Source organism: Micromonospora sp. NPDC007220, assembly GCF_040634035.1.
Lineage (GTDB): Bacteria > Actinomycetota > Actinomycetes > Mycobacteriales > Micromonosporaceae > Micromonospora > Micromonospora reichwaldensis.
On the sequence record NZ_JBEYEU010000001.1, the window covers coordinates 1,118,580 to 1,139,851 of the forward strand.

The 21,272-nt window shown below is 74.3% G+C and carries 17 protein-coding genes; 9 read left to right on the forward strand and 8 right to left on the reverse strand.

Translation table 11 applies throughout. From position 1 onward, the window contains the following. Window positions 1-22 precede the first annotated feature (22 nt). From ABZ573_RS05305 to ABZ573_RS05315, 3 genes are read right to left on the reverse strand one after another with little or no spacing between them, the layout of a single operon-like run. Entirely contained in the window at window positions 23-685 is a 663-nt protein-coding gene (locus ABZ573_RS05305; protein ID WP_358115765.1) for a response regulator transcription factor, read from the reverse strand. Continuing rightward, entirely contained in the window at window positions 682-1,854 is a 1,173-nt protein-coding gene (locus ABZ573_RS05310; RefSeq protein WP_358115768.1) for a sensor histidine kinase, read from the reverse strand. The genes ABZ573_RS05305 and ABZ573_RS05310 overlap by 4 nt, the downstream gene beginning before the upstream one ends. A 32-nt stretch (window positions 1,855-1,886) precedes the next feature. Then, window positions 1,887-5,189: an NACHT domain-containing protein gene (locus ABZ573_RS05315; protein WP_358115771.1), complete on the reverse strand. Its 3,303-nt coding sequence runs from the start codon at window positions 5,187-5,189 to the stop codon at window positions 1,887-1,889. A 236-nt stretch (window positions 5,190-5,425) separates the two neighbouring features. Here ABZ573_RS05315 and ABZ573_RS05320 point away from each other — a divergent pair, with 236 nt between their 5' ends. The 3 genes from ABZ573_RS05320 to ABZ573_RS05330 all read left to right on the forward strand — a co-directional run bounded on the left by ABZ573_RS05320 (window position 5,426) and on the right by ABZ573_RS05330 (window position 9,398). After that, window positions 5,426-6,751 (forward strand): AAA family ATPase, encoded by a 1,326-nt coding sequence (locus ABZ573_RS05320; RefSeq protein ID WP_358115774.1) that lies wholly within the window; start codon window positions 5,426-5,428, stop codon window positions 6,749-6,751. Between the two features lie 122 nt (window positions 6,752-6,873). Beyond that, window positions 6,874-8,250, forward strand: a complete 1,377-nt coding sequence (locus tag ABZ573_RS05325; RefSeq protein ID WP_358115777.1) for a M23 family metallopeptidase — start codon at window positions 6,874-6,876, stop codon at window positions 8,248-8,250. 242 nt (window positions 8,251-8,492) lie between these two features. After that, window positions 8,493-9,398, forward strand: coding sequence for a hypothetical protein (locus ABZ573_RS05330; RefSeq protein ID WP_151454243.1), 906 nt, complete (start codon window positions 8,493-8,495; stop codon window positions 9,396-9,398). A 62-nt stretch (window positions 9,399-9,460) separates the two neighbouring features. On the opposite strand, the gene ABZ573_RS05335 is transcribed toward ABZ573_RS05330, so the two are convergent. Next, window positions 9,461-10,366 (reverse strand): cellulose binding domain-containing protein, encoded by a 906-nt coding sequence (locus ABZ573_RS05335; protein WP_358115780.1) that lies wholly within the window; start codon window positions 10,364-10,366, stop codon window positions 9,461-9,463. A 202-nt stretch (window positions 10,367-10,568) separates the two neighbouring features. On the opposite strand from ABZ573_RS05335, the gene ABZ573_RS05340 reads away from it, so the two are divergent. From ABZ573_RS05340 to ABZ573_RS05365, 6 genes are all read left to right on the forward strand, one after another. Continuing rightward, complete coding sequence (locus tag ABZ573_RS05340) at window positions 10,569-11,255, forward strand: hypothetical protein (protein ID WP_358115783.1); 687 nt, start codon at window positions 10,569-10,571, stop codon at window positions 11,253-11,255. 16 nt (window positions 11,256-11,271) lie between these two features. Then, window positions 11,272-11,532, forward strand: a complete 261-nt coding sequence (locus ABZ573_RS05345) for a hypothetical protein (protein ID WP_151454240.1) — start codon at window positions 11,272-11,274, stop codon at window positions 11,530-11,532. Then, window positions 11,529-11,930, forward strand: a complete 402-nt coding sequence (locus tag ABZ573_RS05350; RefSeq protein ID WP_358115786.1) for a hypothetical protein — start codon at window positions 11,529-11,531, stop codon at window positions 11,928-11,930. Before ABZ573_RS05345 ends, ABZ573_RS05350 begins: the two co-directional genes overlap by 4 nt. A gap of 128 nt (window positions 11,931-12,058) precedes the next feature. After that, on the forward strand, window positions 12,059-15,529 hold the full coding sequence (locus tag ABZ573_RS05355) for an AAA family ATPase (RefSeq protein ID WP_358115789.1): 3,471 nt from the start codon (window positions 12,059-12,061) through the stop codon (window positions 15,527-15,529). Between the two features lie 92 nt (window positions 15,530-15,621). Next, a complete protein-coding gene (locus ABZ573_RS05360) occupies window positions 15,622-16,146 on the forward strand; it encodes a SigE family RNA polymerase sigma factor (protein WP_327030612.1) in 525 nt (174 codons plus the stop codon). Further along, the gene (locus ABZ573_RS05365; protein WP_358115792.1) at window positions 16,143-17,453 is read left to right on the forward strand and encodes a hypothetical protein; all 1,311 of its coding nucleotides are present in this window, start codon (window positions 16,143-16,145) and stop codon (window positions 17,451-17,453) included. Before ABZ573_RS05360 ends, ABZ573_RS05365 begins: the two co-directional genes overlap by 4 nt. A gap of 60 nt (window positions 17,454-17,513) precedes the next feature. Here the strand turns inward: ABZ573_RS05365 and ABZ573_RS05370 are convergent, their stop codons facing one another. From ABZ573_RS05370 to ABZ573_RS05385, 4 genes are all read right to left on the reverse strand, one after another. After that, window positions 17,514-18,365: an ABC transporter permease gene (locus ABZ573_RS05370; protein WP_151454236.1), complete on the reverse strand. Its 852-nt coding sequence runs from the start codon at window positions 18,363-18,365 to the stop codon at window positions 17,514-17,516. Further along, window positions 18,362-19,372: an ATP-binding cassette domain-containing protein gene (locus tag ABZ573_RS05375; protein ID WP_151454235.1), complete on the reverse strand. Its 1,011-nt coding sequence runs from the start codon at window positions 19,370-19,372 to the stop codon at window positions 18,362-18,364. Before ABZ573_RS05375 ends, ABZ573_RS05370 begins: the two co-directional genes overlap by 4 nt. 29 nt (window positions 19,373-19,401) lie before the next feature. Next, window positions 19,402-19,956: an NAD(P)H-dependent oxidoreductase gene (locus ABZ573_RS05380; protein WP_358115795.1), complete on the reverse strand. Its 555-nt coding sequence runs from the start codon at window positions 19,954-19,956 to the stop codon at window positions 19,402-19,404. A 277-nt stretch (window positions 19,957-20,233) separates the two neighbouring features. Continuing rightward, window positions 20,234-21,190, reverse strand: a complete 957-nt coding sequence (locus ABZ573_RS05385; RefSeq protein ID WP_151457212.1) for a LysR substrate-binding domain-containing protein — start codon at window positions 21,188-21,190, stop codon at window positions 20,234-20,236. Between the last annotated feature and the right edge of the window lie 82 nt (window positions 21,191-21,272).

Here is a 21,272-nt window from a genome sequence, read left to right on the forward strand (position 1 = left end):
TGCGGCGCCGCGGAGGTCGCCGTCAGGAGCGGGCGAGCCAGCCGGGAACGGTCAGGCCGGACTCGTACGCGAGGATCACCAACTGGGCCCGGTCCCGGACTCGGGTCTTGGTCATGATCCGGCTGACGTGCGTCTTCGCGGTGGCCGGGCTCAGCACCAGCCGCGCCGCGATCTCGTCGTTGGACAGGCCGGCGGCGACCAGCACCAGCACCTCACGCTCCCGCTCCGTCAGCGCGTTCAGCCGCGGCCCCGGATCCGGGTACGTGGCCCGGGCGGCGAACTCGGAGATCAGTCGGCGGGTGATCGACGGCGCGATGAGCGCGTCACCGCGCGCCACCACCCGCACGCCGTGGATGAGCTCTGCGGGCTCGGTGTCCTTGACCAGGAAACCGCTCGCGCCGGCCCGCAGCGCGCCGTAGACGTACTCGTCCAGGTCGAACGTGGTCAGGATGATCACGCGGACGTCGGAGCTCGTGGCGATCTCCCGGGTGGCGGCCAGGCCGTCCAGCCGGGGCATCCGGATGTCCATGAGGACGACGTCCGGCCGCAGCTGCCGGGCGAGCCGCACCGCCTCGGCACCGTCGGCGGCCTCGCCGACCACCTCGATGCCGTCCTCACCGCCCAGGATGGACCCGAACCCGGCGCGCACCAGGGTCTGGTCGTCGGCGAGCAGCACCCGGATCACGCCACGTCCCCCGGACCCGGTCGGGGCGCGGGCGGGCCCGCCGGCACCGGGACGGGCGGTATCGGCAGGCGGGCGCGTACCCGGAAGCCGCCGTCCACGCCCGGGCCCGTGGTCAGCGAGCCGCCCAGTGCCCGGGCCCGCTCGCCCATGCCCAGGATCCCGTTGCCGGGTTGGCCCGCCGTGCCGGCGCCGTCGTCCTCGACCTCCAGCAGCACGTCGTCGCGGTCCGGTCGGACGCGGATCACCACGGCGGTCGCACCGGCGTGCCGGGTGACGTTGGTGAGCGCCTCCTGGACGATCCGGTACGCCGCCAGGTCGACCTCCGGTGGCAGCGCGCGGGTCTCGGCCAGCTCGGTGCGGATCTCCAACCCGGACCGCCCGGCCGTCGTGACCAGCTCGTACAGGCGGTCGAGGCCGGGTGCGGGACCGCTCGGCGCCGCATCCTCCCGCCGCAGGATGCCGAGCGTCGTGCGCAACTCCCGCAGCGTCTCCTTGCTCGTCTGTTTGATCGCGGCGAGCGCCTGCGCGGACCGGTCGGGATCCGGGCGGTGCAGCGCGGCGCTGGCCTGCACGTTGATCAGTGAGAGATGGTGACCGAGCACGTCGTGCAGCTCACGGGCGATGCGCAGCCGCTCCTCGGTGGCCCGTCGCCGGGCCTCCTCCTCCTTGCCCTGCTCCGCGGCCAGCACCCGGGCCTGCGCCTCGGCGAGGTAGGCCCGGCGGTTGCGGGTCACGCCCACGATGACCGCGACGAGCCAACCGGCGTGCAGCAGCGTCGCCCCGTTCACACTCTCGGCCGTCCGGTTGTAGCTGTCCGCGACGGCGAAGGCGACCACCGAGGCGAGACCGAGCCCGACGGCGACCCCGAGATGCCCCTCGTCGACGACGGTGTAGAGCGCCACGACGAACACCAGCATGATCGGCCCGGGCCGGTGCAGCAGCGCGCCGTACACGCCGACGGCAGCCAGCGCCAGCACGCCCACCGCCACCGGATGGCGGCGGCGGAGGTAGAGCGCGCCGGAGGACGCCAGCACCGCCAACAGCGCCACCCGTTCGGCGCCGGTGTCGATGCCGGACGCCTGCACCACCAGGCCGACGACGGCCACGATGCCGACCACCGGCACCAGGGCCGCCTTCGCCGCCAGGCCGTGCCATCGCGACGTCCACATGCGTCGAAGCCTAGTGCCGGACGCCGTACGGCTCACTTGCGCCAGGCGGGGGCCATCCGCTCGGACATCTCGTGCCAGAACGTGCGCAGGTCCCTGCGGTTGACCGCCTGCCAGTCGGCCCGTGCGCCCGGCCGGAACCAGTGCCCGACGAGGTCGATCTGGTGGGCGCAGAAGACCTCCTCCATCTGGTACGGCAGCTCGTCGCCCTTCGGCGGCAGCGGGCACAGCCGGAACGGGCAGTCGTCGACGCAGGTGGAGCCGGGCTGGACGTCGTGGGCCTGGCGGCGGCTGAGGGTGACCCGCATGGCGGTGCGGTCGATGGTGAGGCACGGCGGCAGTTCGGGCCGGCTGGCCCGGGTGAGCCGGCGGGCCCGTTCGGTGCTGTCCCGGCCCCGGTCGGCGAGGTTGAGCAGCAGCATCACGTCGGCCAGCAGCCGTTGCGCCCGTGGTTCCAGGACGGCCCAGCCGTGCGAGGCGGGCAGCCAGGAGTCCTGGAGCCGGCGGATGCCGGGCTGTGGGCTGACCGTCCCCACCCGACCGACTATCTCCCGCTCGTCGATCCAGCAGCGTCGTTCGGGGTGCCGGTCGACGAGCGACTCGACGCACAGGTCCGCGACCTTGCGTACGAGCGGGTGGTCGGTGCCGCTGTGGCGGTGCGGGGCGCGGTCGCCGCCGCCGGCGATCGAGGTCCAGAAGTCGACCAGTCCGCGCGGGTCCGATCCGTGGCCCCGCTCGCGCAGCGTCTCGCCGGGATCGCGGGGCAGTGCCAGCAGGGTCAGCGCCTGGATGAGCACCAGGTGCGAGTACCAGAACCGGGAGTACCGCAGCGCCTTCTCGGCCTCCTCGATCAGCAGGCTGCGGTGCGCCGGGTAGACCCGGCAGTTCGCCGCGAGGCGGAACCCCTGGGCGAGCGTGAGCTCGTGGACGCGGGCCCCCTCGGTGGCGTTGGTGGCCAGCCGGTGCACCCAGCGTTGCAGGGCCCGGTGGGCCTCGTGCCGCCAGTTGGGATCGCCGGGTTCGTGCTCGTCGTCCGCGTAGAGGAACAGCGCCGGCGTCATCCAGGTCCGTATCTCGTCGAGGCGCTCCCGGCCCGGTGACTCGTCCGCTCGCGGCGGGTCGGAGAGCCGGCCGCGCAGCGCGCGGACAGCCGCGTTGCCGCCGGCGGCGATCTCGCGGGCCGCGGCCAGCCGGGGAAGATAGGAACCCTCGTCGGCCATCATCAGGAACAGTTGGTCGTACTGCGGGGCGGGTCGCCGCGACCGGAGCCCGGTGGGATCGGGGGGCCGCTCCGCGAGCTGCCGGGCGGCGTCGCCGTACCGGTGCACGAGGGCGATCTTGGCGTCTTCGAGCGGGCGGTCGGTGACGGACCCGTCGCCCTGGTAGTGACACCAGGCGCGGTGGATGGTGTCGGCCAGCCGTCGGTGCGAGGTGTGCCCGGTGGCGGCGTCCATCTCCAGCGCGGCCGCGAACATCTCCAGCGCCCGGGTGCGGTTCGGGGTGCGCGCCGCCTCGGTGCAGAGCCGCCGCACGAGGTCGATCGACGTCTTCCGGGTGGCGGTCGCGTCCCGGCTCTCCGCCGGCAGGCCCACCCTGCGCCGTACGGCGTCGCCGAGGCGGGGCAGGTTCCCGGGCCGGACGGTCCGCTGGCGTCGCCCGTCCAGTTGCGCGAACGCGCCCGCACTGCGGGTGTGCAGGGTGAGGGCGGCCAGCAGCTCCCGCCCCGGGCCGTGGTGGTGGGCGAAGGCGCGGTCGAGGAAGCCGGGGTCGCGCATGGCGGCGGTGAGGAAGCGCGCGCCGAGGTACGCCTGGATCACCCCGTGCTGGAAACGCACGCCCTCCTGCCGCTTCACCACGATGTTCAGCGCGTCCCCGGTGGTCTCGGCCAGCCCGACGTCCTGTGCGTTGCCGGCGTCGAGCTTGCGCAGCCGGTTGCGCAGCTCGGTCAGGATCCACCGCCGGCCGGCGTCGGTGGCGCCGTCGCCGCCGGTGAGTTCTGTCGTCCGTACCGACAGCCGGTTGTCGCGCAGTCCGATGCAGGCGAGGGCGGAGAGCACCTCGATCGCGTCGGACCGTTCGACCTGCGGCAGGCCGTAGTCTTCGTACAGGTCGCCGGCGACGGTGGCGGCGCACCACTCCTCCAGCAGGCACCAGCGCAGCGCCACCCGGCCCGGGCCCACCGGCTCGACGCGGTCCAGCCGGTCGACCTCGTGGAGCTGCCCGATGACCCGCAGGTAGAACGGCGAGTCCGCGACGTCGGCGGCCTTGACCAGTTCGGTGATGCGCTCCCACCGGTGGCCCGTCTCGGAGCGGCGGCTGCGGGCCTGCACGTATTCGAGGGCGGGGCCCTGGGCGAGCGGCTCCAGTTGCAGCAGCAGCGCGTCCAGCCCGCGCAGCGGGTCGTCGGGCCGCGAGGTGACCACCAGGGGAAGCCGCTCGCGGACGGCGGCCCGGACGGCGTCCCGCAGCACGCTGTCCCGGTCGGCGGGCTGGGCGGCGTCGGCGAGGCTCTCCTCCAGCCCGTCGGCGAGCACCACGAGGCGGTTCTCCAGCCAGAGCCTCCGCCAGATCCGGTCGGCCTCGCCCGAGGCGCGCAGCCGGGTGTCGATGGTGCGTCCGAACTGTTCGACGGCGAGCTCGCGGAAGTTCAGCTTCTCCGGGTCGGTGACCGACCGCAGGTCGACCCCGACCGGTACGACGTCGGCGGCCATCAGCATCTCCGCGAGGCGTGCCAGGGTGGCCGTCTTGCCGGTGCCGATGCCGCCCACCAGCAGCAGTGGGCGCCGGGTCGCCCGGTCGCGCAGTCGCTGGATCAGCAGCTCGCACAGCTCGTCGCGGCCGACGACGTCAGCCGGGTCGAGGCCCCGTTCGACGCTGGGCAGCACCATCCGGCTGTTGCGCCGCACGTTGCGCCGGTACCAGCGGCGGACCGGGACGTAGCGCCAGTAGTAGAAGAACGCGACGCCAAGCGCCGCGGCCATCAGGGGCTTGACGAAGCCCTGCACCTGCCCGCAGTAGTACGCCCTCGGCTGGTCTCCCTCGCACCACCGGGTCACCCGCAGGAAGTGCGGCTCGGTGCCGAGGACCGTCAGGACCAGGGAGAGCAGGGTCCAGCCGAGCAACGTCCAGGCGATGGCGACGATGCTCCACCGCAGCCAGCGGCGGTAGCGCCACCTGACCCGGTTGCTGGCCCGCTCGTCGGTCCGCCGGCGGCTGTCCCGCTCCGTACGGCGTTCGCGTCGGGTGCGCCACCGGCGCCGGCGCTGGCGTAGCCACAGTTGGGCCGCCCAGACCGGACCACGTTTCGGCCCGCGCACGGACACCCCCATGGTCGACATGGCCGGTTACCGGACGGAGGCGTCCCCGCCCTCACGTTCACGCTAGAGGGGTTCGCGCTGGTAGGGGCCCGGTTTCGGCGTTCCGTCGCGGCCCGCCCCGCCCGCCCCGCACCTCCAGCTCCGACACCCCGGCCGCCGAGGGGCTGGCCGTCCCGCGTGGCGTGACCGGGGCACGGCGTCACCGCTCGACGGTGGGGCAGGCGTAGTGTCCCGGTGATCGGTGGGAGGGGGAATCGATGCGCTCCGGGCTGGAGGTGCCGCCGGCGGTCGAGGCGGAGCGGGTCATCGCCGCCGTACTGGCCGACCTGCGCTCCGGCGACCATCGCGGCGTGGTGGTCGACTCGCCGCCGGGGGCCGGCAAGTCGACCCTGGTGGTGCGCGCCGCCGTCGAGCTGGCCGCCGCCGGCGAACCGCTGATCATCATCGCGCAGACCAACGAGCAGGTCGACGACCTCATCGACCGCCTGGCGCGCAAGGCGCCCGAGCTGCGCATCGGGCGGCTCTCCGCCGCCGACTACCGGCCGTCCGAGCGGGTCAGGGGCCACGAGACGGTCCGGGTCGCCGCGAAGGTCGCCGACCTCGGCGGTCCGGCCGTCATCATCGGTACGGCCGCCAAGTGGGCCACGGTCGCCGAGGGCTCCTGGCCGTGGGCGATCGTCGACGAGGCGTACCAGATGCGTTCGGACGCCCTGCTGCGCGTGGCCGGGCGGTTCGAGCGGGCGCTGTTCGTCGGCGATCCCGGTCAGCTCGACCCGTTCTCGACGGTGGAGACGGGCCGGTGGACGGGCCTGACCTGGGATCCGATGCAGTCGGCGGTGGCCGTGCTGCTGCGGCACAACCCGGAGCTGCCGGTGCACCGGCTGCCGGTGTCGTGGCGGCTGCCCGCCTCGGCGGCCCCGGTGGTGGCGGCGGCGTTCTACCCGTTCACCGGGTTCCGCGCCGGCACCGGCCCGGCCGACCGGGCGTTGCGCCTCGGCGAGCCCGGGGCGGGCGACGCCCTGGACCGGACGGTGGACCTGGCGGCGGCCACCGGCTGGGCGCTGCACGAGCTGCCGGCGCGGCAGACCCTGCGTACCGATGCGGAGGCCGCCTTGGCCTGCGCGGCCCTGGCGCTGCGGGTGCTTGAGCGGGGAGCGGTCGCCGTCTCCGAGCACGCGCCGGCGGGCGCGCCGGTCACCGCCGACCGGATCGCCGTCGGGGCCGCCCACCGCGACCAGGCCGCCGCCATCCGCGCGCACCTGGGGCCGGCGGGGGCCGGCATCACCGTCGACACCGCCAACCGGCTCCAGGGCCGGGAGTACGACGTGACGATCGTGCTGCACCCGCTGTCGGGGCGGCGCGACGCCACCGCGTTCCACCTGGAGTCGGGGCGGCTCTGCGTGTTGACGTCGCGGCACCGTCAGGCGTGCATCGTGGTGGCGCGCGCCGGGATCGGGGAGCTGCTGGACGCCCACCCGTCGACGGAGACCGTGCACCTCGACGTGCCGGTCAAGTTCCCGGACGGCTGGGAGGCGAACCAGACGATCCTCGCCCTGCTCGCCGGCACGACGGTGGCCGGCTGACCCGGCCCCCGCCGCCGGCCGGTTCCGCCCGCCGGACGGAACCGTCCGCCCCCTCTCGCCGGATGGTGATGGCTGCCCTAACATCCATCAACATCAAATCCGGCTCCGGAGGGAACTTCCCTATGACGGGTCTACTCGCCCGCGTCCTCGCCTCGGCCCGCCTGGCACTCGCCGGCGTCGGCGCCGTGCTGCTCGCCATGGTGGGCGCCATCGCTGTCGTGGCCGCACCGGCCCAGGCCGCGGGCCCACGGCCGAACTTCCAGATGCCGTTCCCCTGCGGCGAGACCTGGCGGATGGCCACCTACTACGGGCATGACGACTACGACATCGACATGACCTTCACCGGCGGGGCCAGCAACGGCCGGCCGATCCTCGCCTCGTACGCCGGCACCGTCACGTTCGCCGGCTGGACCAGCGGCGGCGGCTGGTACGTGGTGATCGACCACGGCGGCGGCTGGCGGACCAGCTACGCGCACATGATCGAGTCGCCGCCGGTGCGCGCCGGGCAGTGGGTGTCGACCGGCCAGCAGATCGGCCGGGTCGGCAGCACCGGGAACTCGACCGGCCCGCACCTGCACTACGAGCAGACGCGCGACGGCGTCAAGTCCGAGGCGTACTTCAACGGCGTGCCCTCCGGCATCACCTCCGACGGCAGCCCGAACACCGGGCCGCTCTACGTCTCCGGCCCCGTCTCGTCGGCCCGGAACATGACCAGCCGGAACTGCGGGCAGGTCAGCTCCAACCGCCAGGTGTACGAGTCCGGCAGCCACAGCGGCTGGCAGATGCTGCCGGTCAACAGCATCACCGGCTCGACCACCGCGTCGATGGTCATGGGCACGAACAAGCTGCTCTACACGGTCAACGACGGCCGGGTGTACGAGGCGGCCAGCGACACGGGCTGGCGCAACCTGTGGACCGGCATCTCGGGCGTCAGCAACAACGCGCTCGCCGTGATCCACGTCGACGGCGTCAAGTACATCTACACCGTGATCGGGGGCATGGTCCACGAGGCGGCGAGCAACAACGGCTGGCGCAACCTGAACACCGGCATCTCGGGGGTCAGCTCGAACGCGTTGGCCGCGATCAGTCACAACGGCGTGAAGATCATCTACACGGTGGCCGGGGGCATGGTCCACGAGGCGTCCAGCGACATGGGGTGGCGCAACCTGAACTCCGGCATTTCCGGGGTCAGCCCGAACGCGTTGGCCGCGATCAGTCACAACGGCGTGAAGATCGCCTACACGGTGGCCGGCGGTACGGTCCACGAGGCGGCCAGCAACAGCGGGTGGCGCAACCTGAACTCCGGCATCTCCGGGGTCAGCCCCGACGCGCTGGCGGCGATGGACGTCAACGGCGTCAAGCACGTCTACACCGTGGCCGGGGGCATGATCCACGAGGCGGCGAGCAACACCGGCTGGCGCAACCTCAACTCCGGCGTCCGCGGCACCACCGTCTCGGCGACGAGCCTCAACGGGGTGAAGATCCTCTACACCGCCTGACGGCGACCGGACCGTGTCGGGGGCACCGCCCGCCGACCGCCCGCCCGCCGGTGATCAGAGAAGCCGGCGGGCGTGGCGGCCCGGGCGAGGGCGATCAGTCGATTACCCGACGTAGTCAGCTTGGGGATAATGCCTGGTCACGTGACTACATAGCGTGAGCGCGTCAATCGCAGCGCCTCGTCACGGTCGCCCCCCGACATCTGCGGGAGGTCACCGCCGAGGCGACAGACAGGAGAGTCCCCATGTCAGCTCAGGCAGCCGCCCGCCGGCTCCGACCCCACGCGTTCACCCTCATCCTCGGCGTCGCCGTGGCGGCCGGGGTGGTCGTTCCCGCCGCTCCCGCCTCGGCCGCCGTCCCCGGCCTCGTGCGCATCGCCGCGACGAGCGCCAGCGACTCGACCGACTTCCGCAGCGTCACGGCGACCTGCCCGGTGGGCAAGGTGCTCACCGGGACGGGCTACGAACTCAACGGGGCGACCGGCGAGGCGGTGGTCGACGACCTGCGCCCCAACGGCGGCCCGGCCACCGCGCCGACCGCCGTCACCGTCGGGGCGTACGAGGCGGAGGCGTTCGCGGGCAACTGGTCCCTCACCGCGTACGCCATCTGCGCCAACCCCGTCGCCGGTCTGGTGCGGGTCTTGGCGACGACCGCCAGCGACTCGAACGACTTCCGCAGCGTCACGGCCGCCTGCCCGGCGGGCAAGGTGCTGATCGGGACGGGCTACGAGCTCAACGGCGTCATGGGCGAGGGCGTCGTCGACGACTTCCGCCCCAACGGCGGCCCGGCCGCCGCGCCGACGTCGGTCTTCGTGGGCGCGTACGAGGCCGACGCCTTCGCCGGCAACTGGTCCGCGACGGCGTACGCGATCTGCGCCAACCCCCTCGCCGGCCTGGCCCGCATCGCCGCGGTGAGCCCCAGCGACTCGAACGACTTCCACAGCGTCGCCGCGGCCTGCCCGATCGGGAAGGTGCTGACCGGAGCCGGCTACGCGCTCGACGGCATTATGGGCGAGGGCGTCGTCGACGACTTCCGCCCCAACGGCGGCCCGGCCGCCGCGCCGGCCACCGTTACCTCCGGCGCGTACGAGGAGGACGTGTTCACCGGCAACTGGACCAACACCGCGTACGCCATCTGCGCGACGGCGTAGTCACTCGGTGCCGGCCGGTGGTGCCGCCCCGACCCGGGGGTGGTGTCACCGGCCGGCGTACGTCAGGCGAACGTGTCACCGAACTCGCGTACCCCGTCGACGTCGAGGGTGATCCGGCTGTTGTCGGTCCACTGGCCGGTGGCGGCGCGCCAGCTCGGGTCGTCGCGTTCGTCGATGTCGGTCCACCCGGGCCGGTGGTGGCGCAGCTGGATCGGCCCGGACGACGCGCCCGGGGCGAGGACGCCCCCGGTGAAGGTCAGCTCCACCCAGCCGGGGACCGGCGTGCCCGGCAGCGGGTACCGGGTCGGCGTCGGGGTGGGCGTCGGCGTCGGCGTCGGCGGGCCGCCGGGCGGCAGGGGCGGCGGGAAGAACGTCACGTCGCGGCGGATCCGGTCGCAGCCCAGCGCCGCCCAGTCGCAGTTCGGCGCCAGCGAGGTGTCGCCGCCCTCGAAGGTCAGGTGGTAGCGCACCCGCACGGCGGTGAGGTCGAGCGGCCCGGTGCCGGTGTTGGTGACCTTCAGGACGTGCTGGATCTGGTTGTCCGTCGGCGACCAGTCGAGGTTGAGGTAACTGACCTTGGCCCGCCCGTACGCCGTGCGGACACCGGTGACGGGGGAGGGGTCGGAGTAGCCGCCGAGGGTGTAGGCGCTGACGACGAGCCGGTACTCGCTGCCCGGCGCCAGGTTGGTCAGCGTCAGGGTGGTGGCGGTGGTGCTGCCGAGGCTCCGGTAGACGTACGGGCCCAGCCGCGCCCGCACCTCGTACGTGATCGGTTCCTCGCCGGCCGGCTCGCCCGCCCAGGTCGAGGGCGTCCAGGAGAGGGTGAGGCGGTGGGGCTCGTCGACCACGACGACGGGGCTGCCGGGTGTGGTGAGCGCCGGGGCGTCGTCCGCCCGCGCGGCGCCGACGGCGAACGGGCTCAGCAGCGCGGCGAGGACGGCGGCGAGGGTGACGCGACGGGCACGCATGGTGACGATGTTACGAGTGCCGATGGATGCTTATCAATCGTTAGGTGGCCGTCCGGTCGGTGGGGGCGCAGTGCACAGTGCGCGGGAATGCGCCGCCGTCGATCACCGGTTTTCATGTCGGTTCACCGATAGAGCGACGTCTCCTTTGATCTACGTCTGTGGATAGCGTGTCGTGGCAAAGGCCGTCCATGAAAGGCGGGCCATGAACGAATCCCATCCCCCACTTTCCCGGCGCCGGATCCTGCTCGGCGCCGCCGCGGCCTCGGCGGCCACCGTCGCCGGAGCCAGCGCCGCACACGCCGCGCCACCCGCCGGGGCAGCGCCCCCGGCAGGACCGGCCCGGCGGCCCGTCGCCCGGGACCGGATCGCCACCGCCCGGCTCGCCGGCGGACCGGCCCGCCTCCAGGCGGATTTCCACGAACGCCTCGACGCCTGGCTGGCCTTCTGGTCGGCCAACTCGCCCCGGATCTGGAGCACCCCGACGGAGGTCGAGGGCCAGGCCGGCGGCGACGGCGACGCGTTCACGCTGCACGCCATCCGGGTCACCCGTGACGACGAGACGCGGGACGCCTTCGCCGCCGGGCGCTCGGACGCCGCACACCTGGCCACCCTCGCCAGCCTGCACCACCACTTCCCGTCGGTACGCGTCGAGGCGGGTGGTGCGCTGCGGGTGGCCGACGGCCCCGCCGGCTGGACCGGCTCGGCCGGACAGGTCGCGTTCGCGACCACCGCCTGCCGGGAGTTGTGGGGGCTGCGCGCCGCCGACGCGACCGACTGGCGCGAGCACCTGAGCCGGGCCGGGCACGGGGGCGACCCCACCTCCCGCTCCGGCTGGGCGGCATTCACCAGGGCGAGTCTGCGGCGCGGGCTGCGGACCGATTCGTACTGACCATCGGAGGTAGGACATGGCACGCAGCGAGTTCCGTTTCGTCGTCGACGGCGTCGACCTGACCGTCGAACAGCAGAGCCTGATCGCGAGCGAGATCCAGAAGGCGGGCCTCAACGCCCTCACCACCGCCGGCAAGAGGCTGACCAACCCGCTCGCCGTCGGGCACGCCAACATCAAGCTCCGCCCCGAGTGGTACGGCCTGTGGGTCATCGACGGCCCGTTCGCCGAGGAACTGGGCCAGAAGATCAACGACATCGGCTTCTGGATGCAGCGGTGACGGACACCGTCCACCGGCCGGACCCGCCGGAGCGGATGTGTCCGAGCACCCCCGCGGCCAACGCCACGGTGTTCCTCGGCATGATCACTCCGGCGGGGCGGGTCGCCTACGTGACGCCCCCGCTCCCCGCCGAGGTCGCCCTCGCCCAGGCCGGCACGGACACCCCGGTCGAGTCCCGGTACCGGCTGGCCGGCCCGTGCGTCACGTCGAAGTGCGGCTTCTGGACCGGCGCGCACTGCGGCCTCGGCGAACGGGTGGCGGCGTCCTTCCAGGAGGTCGCCGGTCCGGCGGAGGAAGACCTGCCGCGCTGCGCGATCCGCCGGACCTGCCGGTGGTACGCGGAGCAGGGCCGGGCCGCCTGCGCCGCCTGCTCCCACGTGGTCACCGACGCCCGCTGAGCACCTGACCGCCCGCCTGCTCGTGGGCGACCGCCCGCCGGGCGGACCCGCGCACACGGGCCGGGCGGCGGCGTCGCCCCGCGTAAAGGGCTCGCGATGTCCCACCGTTCCGCTACGGTCTGGGCGTCATGGATCCGCGGTACGACGGGGACGTCATCGGGCGGGAGCATCCCGCGGGTCTGCTGCGCGCCGAGATTGACCGGGTGGCCACCAGCCACGGCGGTCTGGTCCTCGTCGCCGGGGAGCCCGGCATCGGCAAGACGACGCTGGTCACGGCGGCGGCCGGCGAGGCCCGCCGACGAGGCGCGCTGGTGCTCGGCGCGGCCTGCTGGGATTCCGACAGCGCCCCCGGCTACTGGCCCTGGGTGCAGGTGTTGCGCGGCCTGCGCCGCTCGACCGACGACTGGGCGTTGGCCCGGGAGTCGGCCGAGCCGGCCCTGGCGGCGCTGCTCGGCGAGGCGGCCGGCGGCACCGCCGGGGAGTCGTCGGACGGCGACGCCGGGGCGGTCGACGGCGACGCCGGGGCGGTTGACGGCGCGGCCGGGGTGGTCGACGGCGACGCCGGGGTGGTCGACGGCGCGGCCGGCCGTCGGAGCGGTGACGACCGCGTCGACCAGGAGGAGTTCGCGCTGCACGACGCGGTGACCACCGCGCTGGTCGCGGTGTCCCAGCGCCGGCCGGTCGTGGTCGTGCTCGACGACCTGCACTGGGCCGATCCCGCCTCGATGCGGCTGCTGCGCTTCGCCGCCCAGCACACCTGGTTCGAGCGGCTGCTGCTCATCGGCACCTACCGCGACGCCGAGGTCGAGTCACCCGAGCACCCGCTGTGCGGGCTGCTGATGCCGCTGGTGGCGAAGGCGACCACACTCACCCTCACCGGCCTGTCCCGCGACGAGGTGGCCGCGCTGATGACCCGGACGGCCGGCCGGGCACCCGACGCCGACCTCCTCGACGAGGTGCACCGGCGCACCGGCGGCAACCCGTTCTTCGTGGAGCAGACCGCCCGGATCTGGCGTGCCGACAGCCGGATCGGCACGATTCCCCCGGGCGTACGGGAGGCGGTGCGAGGGCGTCTCGCCCAGTTGCCGGCGGCGGTCGTCGAAGCGCTCACCGCCGCCGCCGTGCTGGGCCGGGAGTTCCACCGTCCGGTCCTCGCCGCCTGCACGGGCACACCGGCGGCGCAGGCCGACCGGCTGCTCGACCGGGCGGTGACCGCCCGGCTCGTGGTGTCCCGTGGCGGCGGCCGGTTCGCATTCGTCCACGACCTCGTGCGGGAGACCCTCTACGACGCGCTGCCCGACGACGACCGGCGCTCCCGGCACGCGGCGGTCGTCCGGGCCGTCGACGGCGCGCCGGCGCTCGCCGAGCGGCTGATCCCCGCCGACCTGGCCCGGCACGCCCACCTCGCCGGCGCCCACCTCGACCCGTCCCGCGCCGCCGAGCTGCTGGTCGCCGCGGCCCGCGCCGCGGTCGGCCGGCTGGCCATCGACGAGTCGGTGGTCCACTTCCGCCGGGCGCTCGACGTCGCCGACGACCCGGCCCGACGCGTGAAGATCATGATCGAGCTGGGAGAGCTGCTGCACCACTCGGGCGCGGGCGACGAGGCCCGGCGGCTGCTCGCCGAGGCCACCACGCTGGCCGTGGCGGCCGACGATCCGGTGGTGCTGGCCCGGGTCGCCCTCGTCGTCCACCGCCGCCACACTGACGGCCCCGGGCGGCTCGCCGATCCGGAGGACGTGCTGCGGGAGGCGTACCGGCGGTTGATCGGCGGGTCCGCGGGCGCCGTGCCGGTCGGCACGATGGTCACCGACCTGATCGCCGCCACGGAGTCCCTGGCCCGGCGGGGGCACGACGACGAGGCGCTCACCTTCAGCCTGTGGGCCCGCCACGACACCACCTGGGGGCTGGGCTCGGCCCGCGACCGGGCCGCGATCACCGCCGAGATCCGGGACGTGGCGCGCCGCGGTGGCGACCAGGAGACGACGCGCTGGGCGACCGCGCTGCGCTGGGTCGCCCTGTTGGAGCTGGGCAACCCCCGCTACCAGGACGAACTCGCCACCTTCGTCGCCGGTGCCCGCCAGGGCGACGCCCGGCACCGGGCGGCCGCCACGATGGACGACGCCATCATCGCGGCCTTCCGTGGCGACTTCGCCCGGTCCGACGAACTGGTCGGCGAGTTGACCGCCCTCACCGAGTGGGACCACTCCGACTTCGCCTTCATGGGCCACCACCTGCGCTGGTCGCGCCTGCACCTGCAGGGCCGGGCCGACGAGGTCGACGCCCTGCTCGACGAGCTGTCCTCGACCGGCTACCCCCATCCGGAACTCGTCCGGGGCATCACCGCGGCCGAGCGCGGCGACGCCGAGACGGCCCAACGGGTGGTCGCCGGCATCGAGTCCGCCGGCACGACGTACCCCGGATCGGTGTCGCCGCTGTGGCTGCGGCTGCGCGCCGGGGTCGCCGCCGTCAGTCGCGACCCCCGGCGCTGCGCCGAGGCCCGCGACGCGCTGCGACCGCACCGCGGGCAGTGGATGTCGGCGTTGTTCGGCTGCGACCTCAGCGGCCCCGTCGACCACTGGCTGGCCCTCGTCGACGCCGCGCAGGAACGCTGGGACGACGCGGTGACCGGCTTCTCCGCCGCGCGCGACTCCGCCGACCGGCTGGGCGCCCGCCCGTGGTCGGTCCTGGCCCGCGCCGCGCTGGCCGACGCGCTGACCGGGCGGGACCGTCCCGGCGACGCGGCGTCCGCCGCCGCGCTGCGCGCCACCACCGCCCGCGACGCCGACGACCTCGGCATGCACTCGACGGCCCGCCGCCTGGCCGGCGCGCCGTCCACAGGGGCCGAGGCGTCGCCCGCCGGCCGGCCGGGGGTCGTCGCCGCGGTCGTCGGTCCGCGCCCGGCGTCGACCGTCGCTCCGGCCGCCGGCCCAGCTCCGGCGCGGGCCGTCATGGCCGGGCCGCCCGGCGCGCCGACGGTGGGGACCGGGGCGCCCGCCACGCCGGCGGTCGCCGCCGGGCCGCACCCGTCCGCCGCGGGACGGCAGGCCGGCCAGGCGTACGGGTTCCGCCGCGACGGGCCCGTCTGGCAGCTTGCCTACGCCGGCGTGGTGGTGCACCTGCCCGACGCGAAGGGGCTACGCGACCTGCACGTGCTGCTCAGCCGGCCGGGCGTCGACGTCCCGGCGGTCGAGTTGCTCGACCCGGCCGCCGGGCCGGAACTCGTCGCGGCCCGCCGGATGGGCGGCGACCCGGTCCTCGACGACGAGGCCAAGGCCCGCTACCGGCGGCACCTGGAACGGCTCGACGACGAGATCGACCGGGCCGCCGAACGCGGCGACGAGCGGAGGTTGGCCGACCTCGACGCCGAGCGCGGCGCTCTGCTCGCCGAGCTGCGCGCCGCCGCCGGGCTGGCCGGCCGCAGCCGACGCCTGGGCGACGAGGCCGAGCGGGCCCGCAAGACGGTCACCGCCCGCATCCGGGACGCGCTGCGCAAGCTCGACCAGCGCCACCCGGGCCTCGCCGCCCACCTGCGCGACACCGTCTCCACGGGTAGCACCTGCCGCTACCTCCCGCCCGAGCCGCCGCCCTGGCGCCTCTAGCCCCCGGGCACCGGTCGCGCGTCGTCGGCGAGGGCCGGTAAACCCCGCAGCCCTCCGCGGTGTCTTGCTGACTGAGAGACCCAGGAGGGTAGATGCGAGATCCGCATGGCACGGAGTTCGACGACTTCGTCCGTACGAGGTCGGTGGCGCTGTTGCGGGTGGCCTACCTGCTGGTCGGCGATCGGCACGCGGCCGAGGACCTGCTCCAGGAGGTGCTGGAGCAGATGTACGTGCGTTGGCGCCGGGTGCGGGAGTCACCGGAGGCGTACGCCCGGCGGGCCCTGGTGAACCGGTCGATCAACCGGTGGCGGCGACGGACCCGGCGGCCGGAGCAGGCACTGGGTGACAACGACGTGGTCGCCCGGGACCATGCCGACGACATCGCGCTGCGCCAGGCGGTCGTCGCGGCGCTGCGTACCCTGCCGCCCCGGCAACGCGCCGCCGTCGTGCTCCGCTACCTGGAGGACCTGTCGGTCGCCGACGTGGCCGGGGCGCTGCGCTGCTCCGAGGGCACCGTGAAGAGCCACGCCTCCCGGGGCCTCGCCCACCTCCGGGAGGCGCTGGCCGGGTCACATCTCGTCCTGTCCGTCCCGACCGACACCGGGAGTGCGCGATGACCATCGAAGAGACCGACGTGCGGGGCGTCCTGCGTCGGGTGACGGACGACCTCGTCGGCCCGCCGACCCTGCTCGACGACGTGCGACGGGGTGGGCGTCGCCGGTTGCTGCGGCGTCGAGCGGTCCTGGCCGCGCTGTGCGCGGCCCTGGTGGCGGTACCCGTGGGCGGTGCGCTTCACCTCGCCGACGACGGGGCGGCGGTGGAGGTCGCCTCGCCGCTGCTCGACGGACCCACCCGCGGCGACCTGGCCGGCGACGAAGCGTATCTGCGACAGGTTCGCGAGGCGTGGCGGCATCGGGCGAGGCAACTCGGGAGCGGCCTCCGGGGCGATCCGCACGTGGTCTGGGCGGGAGACACGCCGGCCGGGCCCGCCGCCTACGTCGCGCACCGGACCGAGATCAACCATGTGGTCTCCAGCCCGGACGGCGCCCGCCAGATCGGCCTGGCCGCGTTCGTCGAGCCCACCGCCGCCGGACCGCGGGTCATGACGACCGAGACACTCGTGGACTCCGGCACGGACGGCAACTCACAGGCCGTGCTGCTCGGGCCGCGCCGCGACGTGCTGGTCGTGCTCGACGTCGGACACCCGGTGGAGTTCTCACCGACGCTCCGGTACGCCGACGACGGCCGGATCGAGCGCACCTTCCAGCCGGTGGCCTTCCGGGACGGGGCCGCCGTCCTGCCCGTGCCGCCCCAGCGCGACAGGCTGACCGTGGCCCTTTCCCGGACGCCGGTCAGCATGGCGAACATCGTCCACATCACCAATGCGACGGAAATCCTCTTCGACGGGAAGGACAGCACGTCGCCGCGACAGCTCACCTACACGTTGCCCGGAGCGGACCGGGTGTGGGGCGACGCCCCCGCCGCGCAGGTCGGCAGGAACCCTTTCGAGACGGACGCGCTCGCCGCCTACGTCGATCCCGGCGGCGCCCACGGGGTTGGGGAATCGCCCAGCCTGACCGTCTACGGGGCGACCCCCGACGGCCGGCAGTTACTGCTCCAGACCCTCCAGTACGACGACGACCCCGCCCGCGCGATCGCACTGCTCGCCCACGCCGGCGCGCCCTTCCAACCGGTGGTCAGCGGGTTCGCCGACTGGACCACGCCGCTGCCGGTGCGGCTGCGGCTGCCGGACGGGCAGGGCGTCCTCGTCGCCACCGAGGGCGCGGCGCTGAGCTACCGGATCGGCGCCGGGCCGTGGCACGACGCCGGGCGCGGCGCGGCGCTGCTACCCGCCGACGCCACCGAGGTACGCGTCACCGCCGCCGCCGGCGGCACGGTGACCACCGTCCGGGTCGACTCCTAGCCGGCCACCGGACGACGACGGGCACCACCACCTGCGTGGCGGTGCCCGTCGTCCGCAGGATCAGCGGCGGTTGTAGCGGTACATGGTCAGGGTGCCGAAGACCACCAGGAAGCCGGCGGTCCACAGCAGCGTCCACATGATCGCCGACGCGTCCGAGGTTCCCGACATGACGGCGCGTACCGAGGCCACCAGCTGCGTGATCGGGTTGACCTTGACGAACGCCTGGAGCCATCCGGGCATCGTGGCGGGCTCGACGAACACGTTGCTGAGGAACGTCAGCGGGAACAGCACCATCATGCTCGCGCCCATCACGGACTTCTCGCTGCGCAGGACGAGCCCGAAGAACGTCCAGACCCAGGAGAACGCGAACGAGAAGACCACCAGCAGGCCGATCCCGGCCAGCACGCCGGGGAGCCCGCCGTCGGGCCGGAACCCCAGCACCAGCCCGACGCCGAGGATGACCACGGCCGCCAGCACGTACCGCAGCACGTCGCCGAAGATCATGCCGACCAGCGGGGCGGGCCGCCAGACCGACAGCGTCCGGAACCGGTCGAAGACGCCCTTCTCGATGTCGGTGTTCAGCCCGACGCCGGTGTACATGGTGATCATCACGACGCTCGTCACCATGATCCCGGGCAGGAAGAACTGGAGGTAGTCGCGCGGGCTGTCGGCGAGGGCGCCACCGAACAGGTACGTGAACATCAGCACCATGATGATCGGGAACGCCGTCACGTCGAAGAGCTGTTCCGGCACGTGCTTGATCTTCAGCAGCGCGCGCCAGCCGAACGCGAGCGACGCCGACAGCGCGCCGGGCCTGGGCGGTCGCGCGCCGGGCGCGAGGACGGTGGCGAGGGCCTCCGTCGAGGGTACGTAGACGGACGGGGCCCGCCCGGTCGTGGTGGCGTTGGTCATCGGGCTGCCTCCAGCTCATCGTCCCGCTCGTCGGCCGCGACGGCGGGGTGGTCGGTCAGGGCCAGGAAGACCTCGTCGAGGCTCGGCTGACCGAGGGAGAAGTCGTCGACGACGATGCCGGCGCGGGCCAGGTCCCCGAGCGCGCGGGCCGCCTGCTCGCTGGCGTCGAGGTCGCTGCCGTCGCCGCCGACCCGCGCGGTCAGCGCGACCGGATCGGGTGCGAGCTGCACCGGCACGCCGAGGGCCGCCTGGAGCAGCTTCTCCGCCTCCGACCGCCGCCCGGGGTCACGCAGCCGCAGGTGGACGGTGCCGGAGCCGACCGAGGACTTCAGCTCGCCCGGGGTGCCCTCCGCGATCACCCGGCCGTGGTCCACCACCGCGATGCGGCCGGCGAGCTGGTCGGCCTCGTCCAGGTACTGCGTGGTCAGCAGCACCGTCGTGCCGTGTGCCACGACGGCCCGGACGATCTCCCACACCTGGTTGCGGCTGCGCGGGTCCAGCCCCGTCGTCGGCTCGTCGAGGAACAGCAGGTCGGGGGTGTTGAGGATGCTCGCCGCGATGTCGATGCGCCGCCGCATGCCGCCCGAGTACTTCTTGACCTGCCGGTCGGCCGCGTCGGTCAGGCCGAACGCGGCGAGCATGCCCTCCGCCCGTTCCCGGGCGGCCGGCTTGCGGTGCCCGAGCAGGCGGGCGAGGAGCATCAGGTTCTCCAGCCCCGTCAGGTCCTCGTCCACGGAGGCGTACTGGCCGGTCAGGCTCATCCGGGCGCGCACGGTGTTGGCCTCGGTGACGACGTCGTGCCCGAAGACGCGGGCCCGTCCGCCGTCGGGGCGCAGCAGCGTCGCCAGCACCCGTACCGCCGTGGTCTTGCCGGCGCCGTTCGGGCCGAGCAGCCCGTAGACGGTGCCGGCGGGGACCTGTAGATCCATGCCGGCGAGCGCCCGGGTGTCCCCGAACGACCGGGTCAGGCCCTCGGCCTCGATGGCCAGGCCGGTGGTGCGTGTCATGCTCCCTACCTTCCTCAGGTGTCACACGTTCAGGAGACGTACGGGCGCGCGGCGCGACCCTCGCGCAGGGTCAGGCCCCACCAGTGGAGCTGGTCGAGCAGGACGTCGGCGGCCCGCTCGCACCGGTCGGCCGTCGGGGGTGACGGCGCGCCGTCGAGCAGGTCGACACCGACGACGTCGCGCATGGTGACCGCGTGCAGTGCGGTGAAGACCGTCCGGAGCTGGTCGACCGCGTGCAGGCCGATGGAACCGCACCCGTACGACACGAAGCCGACCGGTTTGGCCTGCCACTCGTCGTACGCGTGGTCGATCGCCTGTTTCAACGAGCCCGGGAAGCTGTGGTTGTACTCGGGGGTGACCACGACGAACGCCTCCGCCCGCGCGATCTGCGCGACGAACGAGCCGATCGCGGGAGTCGGCTCAGCCGGGCAGCTCGCGGGGAGGTCGTGGTCGGCGAGGTCGACGACCGTCACCGCCAACTCGTCGCGCCGCCGCGCCCGGTCGACGAACCAGCGGCCGATCCGGTCGCCCGCCCGTCCCTCCCGGGTGCTGCCGATGATCACGGCGAGGCGCAGTGGCGTCATGGCTCCCCCTCCCGGCTCCGGTTCCACCCGTCGGGCGCGAGACGGCGGCCAGCGCCCTGCCAGATCGAAACTGGCGGGGCGCGATGTCGGCGGCGGGTGCTGCCACGGGCGTCAGGGGAGGGGAGGGCCGGCGGGGTGACCGGGTGCGCCGGCGTGGGGGCGTCAGGCCGGGACGTAGTCGAAGGTGTCCGGGTTCGGGCCCTGCCGGCCGGCCTCGCCCCGGTCCAGCCCGGTGATCCGCTCGGCGTACCCCTGATCGGGGCCTTCCAACCGGTGATCAGGCCGGCTCGTCGAAGAGCACCGGCCAGGGGCGGGGCGCCGGCCCGGGCGGCGGCGCCGGGGGCTCCGACCCGTCGGCCAGCACCTCCGCCGCGAGCTGCCCGAACATCGGCGCGGCCGGGTGCGCGGCCCGGCGCGGCCAGGCCGCCGAGGTGCGCCGGACGAGCGGCGACCCGGCGACCGGCCGCCAGGCGATCCGGGGCTCCCGGCGCGCCGTCGCCGCCGGCTCGACCGCGACCCCGCCGCCCGCCAGCACCAGCCCGAAGAGGAACTCCGGGTTCCGCGCCGGGCGGACCCGCCCCGGCGTGAACCCGTGCCGGCGGCAGACCTCCAGCAGGTGGTCGTGCCAGCCGGGCGCGGTGGCCCGGGGCGCGGTCACCAGGTCCAGTCCGGCCAGCGCCGCCAGCTCGACCTCCCGTCCCCGGGCCAGCGCCGAGGCGCGCGGCAGCAGCACCCCCAGCGGTACGTCGACGGCGGCACCGAGGCGCAGCCCGTCGTCGGTGACGGGATGGTGGAGCAGGCCGACGTCCAGCCGCCCCTCGCTGAGCATCCGCTCCTGCTCGCCGCTGGTCAGCTCGTGCAGGTCGACGTCGAGCCCGGGGGCGCGCTCGGCCAGCCGGTCGAGCAGCTCGCGCAGGGTCACGGCCGGTGTCTCCGGCGGCACCCCCGCCCGGAGCACCCCCGACACGCCGTCGCGCACCTGGCGCATCAGGTTGCGCAGCCGGCCCTCCCCGGCCAGCAGTTCCTCGGCCTCGCCGACGAGCAACTGGCCGGCGGTGGTCAGCCGCACCTGCCGCCGGGACCGGTCGAACAGTTCGACCGCCAACTCCCGCTCCAGGCGCTGCACCGACTGGCTCAGCGGCGGCTGGGCCATGCCGAGCCGCTCGGCCGCCCGCCCGAAGTGCAGCTCGTCGGCGACCACCACGAAGTGCCGCAGGTGCCGGAGCAGGTCCACGGCCGGACCCTACGCCAGCGCGAGATCTTGGTACCGAAGCGCCCCTCGGGGGGCACTTTTCTACCAAGATCTGGTGCCGAGC

Coding starts and splice junctions, on each gene's coding strand:
- ABZ573_RS05310 (WP_358115768.1), bottom strand. CDS start 1,854: ATGTGGACGTCGCGATGGCACGGCCTGGCGGCGAAGGCGGCCCTGGTG.
- ABZ573_RS05315 (WP_358115771.1), bottom strand. CDS start 5,189: ATGTCGACCATGGGGGTGTCCGTGCGCGGGCCGAAACGTGGTCCGGTC.
- ABZ573_RS05320 (WP_358115774.1), top strand. CDS start 5,426: ATGCGCTCCGGGCTGGAGGTGCCGCCGGCGGTCGAGGCGGAGCGGGTC.
- ABZ573_RS05325 (WP_358115777.1), top strand. CDS start 6,874: ATGACGGGTCTACTCGCCCGCGTCCTCGCCTCGGCCCGCCTGGCACTC.
- ABZ573_RS05330 (WP_151454243.1), top strand. CDS start 8,493: ATGTCAGCTCAGGCAGCCGCCCGCCGGCTCCGACCCCACGCGTTCACC.
- ABZ573_RS05335 (WP_358115780.1), bottom strand. CDS start 10,366: ATGCGTGCCCGTCGCGTCACCCTCGCCGCCGTCCTCGCCGCGCTGCTG.
- ABZ573_RS05340 (WP_358115783.1), top strand. CDS start 10,569: ATGAACGAATCCCATCCCCCACTTTCCCGGCGCCGGATCCTGCTCGGC.
- ABZ573_RS05345 (WP_151454240.1), top strand. CDS start 11,272: ATGGCACGCAGCGAGTTCCGTTTCGTCGTCGACGGCGTCGACCTGACC.
- ABZ573_RS05355 (WP_358115789.1), top strand. CDS start 12,059: ATGGATCCGCGGTACGACGGGGACGTCATCGGGCGGGAGCATCCCGCG.
- ABZ573_RS05360 (WP_327030612.1), top strand. CDS start 15,622: ATGCGAGATCCGCATGGCACGGAGTTCGACGACTTCGTCCGTACGAGG.
- ABZ573_RS05365 (WP_358115792.1), top strand. CDS start 16,143: ATGACCATCGAAGAGACCGACGTGCGGGGCGTCCTGCGTCGGGTGACG.
- ABZ573_RS05370 (WP_151454236.1), bottom strand. CDS start 18,365: ATGACCAACGCCACCACGACCGGGCGGGCCCCGTCCGTCTACGTACCC.
- ABZ573_RS05375 (WP_151454235.1), bottom strand. CDS start 19,372: ATGACACGCACCACCGGCCTGGCCATCGAGGCCGAGGGCCTGACCCGG.
- ABZ573_RS05380 (WP_358115795.1), bottom strand. CDS start 19,956: ATGACGCCACTGCGCCTCGCCGTGATCATCGGCAGCACCCGGGAGGGA.